Annotated in this window: 2 protein-coding genes and 1 pseudogene; all 3 read left to right on the forward strand. The window is 68.9% G+C overall.

Going from position 1 to position 1,991, the window contains the following annotated elements; translation table 11 throughout:
- The first annotated feature begins 328 nt into the window (after positions 1-328).
- Positions 329-940, forward strand: coding sequence for a hypothetical protein (locus tag E1267_RS43530; RefSeq protein ID WP_132342138.1), 612 nt, complete (start codon positions 329-331; stop codon positions 938-940).
- On the forward strand, positions 937-1,584 hold the full coding sequence (locus E1267_RS43535) for a hypothetical protein (protein ID WP_132342140.1): 648 nt from the start codon (positions 937-939) through the stop codon (positions 1,582-1,584). Before E1267_RS43530 ends, E1267_RS43535 begins: the two co-directional genes overlap by 4 nt.
- A 7-nt stretch (positions 1,585-1,591) precedes the next feature.
- Positions 1,592-1,991: pseudogene (locus E1267_RS46070) on the forward strand (hypothetical protein); the annotation flags it as partial.

The following is a 1,991-nucleotide window of genomic DNA, read 5'->3' on the forward strand; positions in this document are numbered from 1 at the left end:
GGGCGCTTCGGGGGCGGGCCCGGGTCGGGATGCAACAGGATGTACTGCCAGCCCAGGTAGATGCGGTCCGCCTGGAGCTGGGCATGCTCGGGATGCACGTCCGCCACGTGACCCTCCGGCCGCCGATATGTCATTAGGGGTTGGGGTCAGCCCTTTCCGTTCCGTGCCAGCGTATGAGTTACAAGCACCGTAGTGGCAGGGTTTCTCGGCAATTCGACCACTCCGATGGGAGCATTGCGGCAGATGAGACAAGCGAGACCTATTACCATCCTTATCCATGACGGAACCCTCCGGCGGCAGCAGTGAGAGGCCCAGACGCCCCGTAGCGGTGCCCGCAATCGCTCTGACGGCCTTCACGGCCGTCGGCATCACCGCCTTGCTCGGCGGGCTGCGCGAGGCCCCAGAGGAGCCCGAGGCGCTGGGCCAGGGCGCGGTGATCGACCAGGGCCAGTTCACCACCAAGGTCGTCGAGTCCCGCGTGACGGTGGAGCGTGCCCAGACCCGGTTCTCAGAAGACAAGCGCTTCGTGGACGTGATCTTCGACGTCAGGAACAACGGCGACGCGACCGCCTCGGTCGGCAGCCCGCCGCAGAAGATCGAGTCCGCCTTCACGCTCGCGTCCTTCGCCGGCTCACTCGTCAAGATCGCCCCTGCCTTTCCCAAGGACGCGGGCCCCAACACCTTCGCCCAGGGCAAGGGCGGCCTGAGCCAGCAGCTCCACCCCGGGATCACCAGCCAGGTAGTCCTGCGCTACCGGCTCAAGGACACCGACCCGCCGCCGAAGCAGATCACCCTCGACGTGGCCTCCTTCGCGTGGGAATCCGACTTCAACAACGTCACCCCCCGCTGGAAGATGGTCGCCACCGAAGCAGGCGACAAGTGGCTCCCCGAGATCAAGGCCAGGGTGACCTTGCCGGTCAAGGAAGGTGACGGAGTGTGACCGCCACACAACCAAGATCATCGGCTGCGCCCGCGCGCCGCGGCCGGCGAGGTGGGCGCCGCCCCGCGAACACCTCACGGCTGCTCAACGCCGTCGCCGGGCTCGTGCTGGCCGGAGCAGCCGTCCTGCTGCAGACCATGTCTCTCAACGAGGGCGAGCAGAGCCTGCCCCTCACCTACGTAGGCGACAAGGGCGAGGACGTCGACGCCAAGCGCTTCACAGTACGGGTCGACTCGTACGTCACCGCCAGGTCGATCAGGAGCCTCACCGGCAAGACCATCGGCACCGACCACCTCTTCCTCGTCGTCAACGCCTCGGCCAAGTCCAGCCTCAAGCCGTACAAGCTGGGCCAGCCGGTGCTGATGACCGAGGACGGCAAGAAGTTCAGCGCCACGGACCGCGTCGACAGCTCCCAGACCCTGTCGAACGTCTGGGTGCAGCCGGACATCTGGGTCAGCGGCCGGTACTTCTTCGAGGTCCCCGCCTCGGCGCTGCCGGGAGCGCGGGTCGTGTTCGGGCTGCCCCAGGCCTTCATCATGGAGACGTACCAGCCCGAGATCGAGGTCGACCTCGGGCTGGACGAGGCGGGCGCGCGCAAACTCGCGGCCTCACCGCAGGACGTCTACTCGATGGACAAGAAGTGAGCGCAGGATGAGTACGAACGACGAGCGCGACTGGTTCGCGCCCCGGAACGACCGGCGCCGCGAAGACGACCCGCCGCCGCCTCCGCCCAGCCGGACGACCCCGCCCGGACTCGGCGCCCTCTCGGGCCGCAACTACCCTCCGGGGGAGGTGATACCGCTCGAAGAGGGCATGTATCCCGATCTCTTTTCGGGGGAGGGCACGCGCCACGACCCGGACCTCGACGCGCCCCCCGGTCGCCACCCTGGCGGTGACGCGCTCGGCGGGCGTGGGGAGCACCCGGCGCATGCGCCGGCGCCCGGCCAGGGGATGCCGTCCGCTCACGGGATCCCGGCGGGGCCGGAGGAGACGGCGCCCGTGCCCAGAGTGCCGTCAGGCCCGCTTCCCCCGGGCCCTCCTCCTGCGGGCC

Origin of the sequence: Nonomuraea longispora (assembly GCF_004348345.1) — a bacterium.
GTDB classification, from domain to species: Bacteria; Actinomycetota; Actinomycetes; order Streptosporangiales; family Streptosporangiaceae; genus Nonomuraea; species Nonomuraea longispora.